This window comes from Streptomyces sp. NPDC046303, from assembly GCF_055588085.1.
Window position 1 is genome coordinate 1 of sequence record NZ_JBVJFA010000078.1, and the last position, 5,694, is coordinate 5,694.

Below are 5,694 nucleotides of genomic sequence, written 5' to 3' on the forward strand. Positions count from 1 at the left end.
TCGCCCATGGCGGTGGCGGTGCCGTGGGCTTCGACGTAGCCGATGTCGGCGGAGGACAGCCCGGCGTCCGCGAGGGCGTCGGTGATGACGGTGGCCTGGCCGCTCACACTGGGCGCGGTGAATCCGACCTTGTCCGATCCGTCGTTGTTGATGGCGCTGCCGCGGATGACCGCGTAGATCCGGTCCCCGGCCTCGACCGCGTCCGACAGCCGCCGCAACACCACCGCCACCACACCATTGGCGAGGACCGTGCCCGCGCCCTCGGCGTCGAAGGGCCTGCAGTGTCCGTCCGGCGAGGCCACGAAGCCTTCCTGGTACTGGTAGCCCTGTTCCAGGGGGAAGGTGAACGCGGAGGCGCCGACGAGTGCCACGTCGGATTCCCCGCGCAGCAGGCTCTGCCTGGCCAGGTGCGCGGCCACCAGTCCCGTGGAGCACGCCGTCTGCACGGTCAGCGCGGGGCCGCGCAGATTCAGCTTGTGCGCCAGGCGGGTCGCGAGGAAGTCGTTCTTGTTGCCGATCGCCGAACGGAAGACCTCCGAGGCGTCCTCGGAATCACCCTGGTCGTAGCCGCCGAAGCCGACTCCGCCGAAGACTCCGATGCGGCCGGGGTGGGCACCGGGCAGGATGCCGGCGTTCTCCAGACCCTGCCAGGCCGTTTCCAGGAAGAGCCGGTGCTGCGGATCCATGTTCTCCGCATCGGACGGAGAGCATCGGAAGAACTCGGCGTCGAAGAGATCGGCGTCCGCCACGTAGCCCTTGGCCGGGACGAACCCGGGATCCTCCAGCACGCTCCTCGGCACCCCTGCGTCCAGCAGTTCCCGGTCGGTGAAGCGGCGGATCGACTCCACCCCGCCCCGCAGGTTCGCCCAGAACTCCTCCGCGTCCGTCGCACCCGGCAGGCGCAGGGCCACACCCACGATCGCCACCGCGTCCTCGTCCGGACGCTCCCCGGCCGACGCCCCCGCCGGCGCCGCGGTCGCCGCACCCCTGGCGTCGCCGCGCAGGAAGGCGGTGAGCTGCCGCACCGTGGAGTAGCGGAACAGCGTCGAGAGCGGGAACTCGCGGTCCAGGGCGGCGCAGAGCCGCTCGTGGACCCGCAACGCTGCCATCGAGGTTCCGCCCAGTTCGAAGAATCCGGTGTCCGGGTCCACCTCGGCCAGTCCCAGTACGTGCGACCAGGCCGAGACCACCGTCTCCCGCACCCGGTCACCAGCGGCGGCCGGTTCCGCGGGCTCCGGCTGCGGCGCGGGCAGTGCGGCCAGGGCCAGCCGGTCGATCTTGCGGTTCGGTGTCAGCGGCAGGCTCTCCTGCCGTACCCACCGAGAGGGCAGCATCGACACCGGCAGCCGCGCCGCGGCGTGCTCGGCCAGGGCCTGCTGGTCGGCGTCCCCGGAGTAGTACACCCACAGGGCCGCCGAGCCGGCGTCCTCGCGTACCACCGCGGCAGCCTCCCGCACGCCGGGGCACCCGGCGACCACGGACTCGATCTCGCCGAGCTCGATGCGGTGCCCGGCCAGCTTCACCTGGTTGTCCACGCGGCCGCAGTACTCCAGTGAGCCGTCCTCGCGGTAGCGGACCACGTCCCCCGTGCGGTACATCCGCCCCGCACCCGCGAACGGGTCCACGACGAAGCGCTCGTCCGTCAGCGCGGCACGGTTCCAGTAGCCCCGCGCGACACCCCGTCCGCCGATCCACAACTCACCCCGGCAGCCTCGCGGTACCGGCTGCCGATGCCGGTCGAGGACGGCCAGCCGGGTGTCGAGCACGGGCGATCCCAGCGAAACCGGCCCGGGCTCGACCCGCCAGGTCGTCGACCAGACCGTGGTCTCGGTGGGCCCGTACATGTTGAGCACGTCGCCGCCGCAGGTCCGCAGCAACCGGTCGGCCAGGCCACGATCGAGTGCTTCGCCACCGACCAGGAGCAGCCGCAGCCCCCTGAGCAGCTCACGGCCTCCCGCGTCCGCCAGCAGCATCCTGGCCAGCGACGGCGTGCACTGCAGGTGCGTCGGCCCGTGCTGCCGGTACCCGGCCCAGGCGCCGAGTTCTCCGCCGGCGATGACCACGCGGTAGCCCCTGGTCAGGGTCCACAGCAGTTCGAGGCCGGAGATGTCGAAGGACACGCTGGTCACGGCGAGCCACGTGCCGTCGGCGCCCCCGCCGACGCGCTGGTCCATGGCCAGACAGAAGGCGGCGAACTGCGCGTGCTCGACCACCACGCCCTTCGGGGTGCCCGTCGAGCCCGAGGTGTAGATGACGTAGGCGGGGTCGGACGGTTCCGGCTGGAGCGGCAGAGCGCCGTCCGGCTGTCCGTCGTGCCCGTCCTCGGCGGTCTCCTCGGCGATCTCCTCGACGGACAGCACGCGCAGGCCGTCCGGCAGGGCGTTCGCGAGGGCGCCGCTCGAGATCACGACCTCCAGCCCGCTGTCGGACACCACATGGTCCAGCCGTGCCTTCGGGTACTCCGGGTCGAGCGGAACGTAGGCGGCCCCGGCCATCCACGTGGCGAGCATCGCCACCGGCAGATCGGCCGTGCGGGGAAGGCAGAGACCGACCAGATCACCCCGTGTCACGCCCAGTGCGGCCAGCCGCCGGGCGATCGCGCGGGCCCTCGCGGACACCTCCTGGTAGGTCAGCTCGCGTCCGTCCGACACCACGGCCACCGCGTCGGGCGTCCGTGCCGCCTGGCCCAGGATCCGCCGGCATGCGGTCTCCCCGGCGGGCCGGGCCGCGACGTCACCGCCGTGCTCGGCGAGCCACCGGCGTTCCGCACCGCAGAGCAGTTCGGTCTCCCGGACCGGACGGGCGGGCTGGGCGGCCAGCGATGCCAGCAGGGTCTCGAAGTTGGCGACCATACGGCGGGCCGCGTCCTGGTCCAGTACGTGTGACTGGAACTCCAGCTCTCCGCGCAGGACGTCACCGTCGGCGGTCAGCGTGAGGCCCAGCTCGAACTTCGACGCGCCCTGGACGTTGCCGGACACGCTTCCCGTCGTGGGCAGCCGCCAGGCCGCCTCGCCCGTTCCGATCGTGGGGAAGGCCGTCCCGCCGTAGTTGAACACCGCCCGGAACAGCGGGTTCTCCTCACCGGTCCGGTCACCGCCGGCGATGCGCACGACCTCGGTCAGCGGAACGCTCTGGTGCTCGAACACCCCCCGCACACGGGTGTGCGTGCGGGCGAGGACGTCCTCGAAGGACACCGCCCCGGTCAGGTCGCAGCGCAGCGGCAGGGTGTTCGCCAGGAATCCGAAGGTCTCCGCGACCTGCGGCAGCTCCCTCGCCGACCAGATCGTGCCGATGCTGAAGTCGTACTGGTCGGTGTACCGGGCGAGCAGCACCGCGAAGGCACTGACGTACACGGTGTACCCGGTGACGGAGTTGCGTGTGGCCAGCTCCTCCAGGGAGGCCCGGAGCTCCGCGGGCACGGTGAAGTGCACGGCATCGCCCTGGTCGTCCTCGGCGGCGTCCCGGGCGGGGAGTTCCAGGCGCGGGGAACCGTCCAGTTCGGACTCGAAGTACGCGAGCGAACGCGCGAAGGCACCCTCCTCGAGGGACCGCTTCTCCCATCGGGCGTAGTCACCGAGGTGGTACCGGACGTCCGGAAGCCGGAGGGTGTCCTGCCCGGCAAGGGCCCGGTACGTCTCGTACAGCTCGTTCAGCAGCAGGGACAGCGACCAGCCGTCGGTGATGGCGTGGTGGAGCGTGAAGCACATGGTCCAGGTCCCGCCGCATTCCACCAGCAGGCAGCGGAACAGGGTCTCGGCGTCCAGCGCGAACGGGATCCGTTCCTCCGCGCGCAGCGTCCGGTCGAGCTCATCGGCGCCGGCCACCCGCTCGTGTCGCAGCGGAACGGTGAACTCCTGGTGCACGACCTGGACCAGTTCGCCGTCACGGAGTTCCAGTCCCGTACGCAGCGCCTCGTGACGTTCCATCACCGCGCGCAGTGCCAGGCCGTACGTCTCCGGACACAGGGGACTCTCCGCCTCGAGCCGGAGGACGGCGTTGTACTGCGCGGAATCCGGGTGCATCCGTTCCAGGAACCACAGCCGGCGCTGGCCCTCGGTCGCCGGGTGGACGTCGCGCCGCTCGGCGCGTTCCATCGGCGGACCGGCGGGCGGCAGCTCGGAGAAGGCGTGGGCCAGCAGATAGTCGACGACCGCTTGAGGCGTGGGGTGCTCGAAGGCCAGGGTCGACGGCAGCGGTGTGCCGGTCACCTCGCTGAGCCGGTTGCGCAGTTGCAGGGCCATCATCGAATCCAGCCCGCGTTCCTGGAACCGCTCGTCCACGGGCATGGGTTCGCCGAGTCCGAGGACGCCGCGGAGCACGTCCTGCACGGCCTCCAGCACGGTGAGGGCACGGGCCGGCTCGGGCAGTGCCGCCAGCCGGGCCGCCAGGTTCGCGGGGGGTGCCTGCCGTTCCTGCCGGGGACGGGCTCCGCCGTCGATCCAGTAGCTCTGCCGCTGGAAGGCGTAGCCGGGCAGGTCGATCAGGCGGCCGGGCCCGTCGATGACCCGGTTCCAGTCCACCGGATGGCCGTGGGCGTGCAGTTCGCCGAGGCCGCGCACGATCTCCGCGAGGCCGCCGTGGTCCCGGCGCAGGCTGCCCACGACCACTCCGCCGCTGTCGGCGGTGAACGTGGTCAGCGGGATGGCCAGCAGCGGATGCGCGCTGACCTCGGTGAACACGCCGAAGCCGTCGGCGCGCAGCGCGTCGAGCGCCAGGTCCATGCGCACCGGCTCCCGCAGGTTGCGGCACCAGTACCGGGCGTCCAGGACCTCTCCGGCGATCGGCGCGCCGGTCACCGTGGAGTACATCGGCACCGTCGTCGCGCGGGGGCGCAGCTCGCTCAGCGCCGCTTCCACCTCGGGCAGCATGGGGTCGACCAGGCTGCAGTGTCCGGCCCGGTCCGCCTTGATCCGGCGGGAGAACACGTCCCGGTCCGCCAGCTTCGCGAGGAGGTCGCCCACCGCGTCCGCCGCGCCGGCCACCGCCACCGAACCCGGGGTGTTCACCACGGCCACCGACAGCGATCCGCCGTACTCGGCGAGCAGTTCCTCCACCTCGGTCAGCGGCAGTCCCAACAGGGCCATGCCGCCCGAGCCGCTCTCGATGCGCTCGAACGCCTGGCTGCGGGCGGCGACCACCCTGGCGCCCTCCTCCAGGGTCAGCGCTCCGGCGACCACGGCCGCGGGCACCTCGCCTTGGCTGTGCCCGACCACGGCCTCCGGTTCCAGACCGACGGACCGCCACACCTCCGCCAGGCCGAGTGCGACCGTGAACAGTGCGGGCTGGGTCACCTCGACGTCGTCCAGGCTCAGCCCGCTCGCCTCGGGGTCCTGAAGCAGTTCGAGGACCGACCAGCCGGTCCAGGGGCGCAGTGCCTCGTCACAGCGGGCGACCGTGTCGGCGAAGGCCGGGCTTTCGGTGAGCAGCCTCTGGGCCATGCCCGGCCACTGCGAGCCGTGGCCGGCGAAGACGAACACGACCTTTCCGCGCTCCTCGGCCACCCCGGTGCACACCGCGTCGTCGCCGTGTCCGTCCGCGAGCGCGGTCAGCCCGCGCACCACCTCGTCCAGGTCTTGGGCCAGGACAGCGGCCCGGTGTTCGAAGTGCCGGCGGTGCCGGGTGGTGGTCCAGGCGAGGTCGGTGAGGGTGGTGTCGGGGTGTTCGGTGAGCCAGTGGGCCCACTGCCGGGCCTGG

Annotated in this window: 1 protein-coding gene; it reads right to left on the minus strand. The window is 72.1% G+C overall.

Features of this window, described 5'->3' with window-relative positions; translation table 11 throughout:
* A partial coding sequence (locus ACZ6I1_RS34815; RefSeq protein WP_469293123.1) for an amino acid adenylation domain-containing protein occupies positions 1–5,694 on the minus strand: 5,694 nt, incomplete at both ends.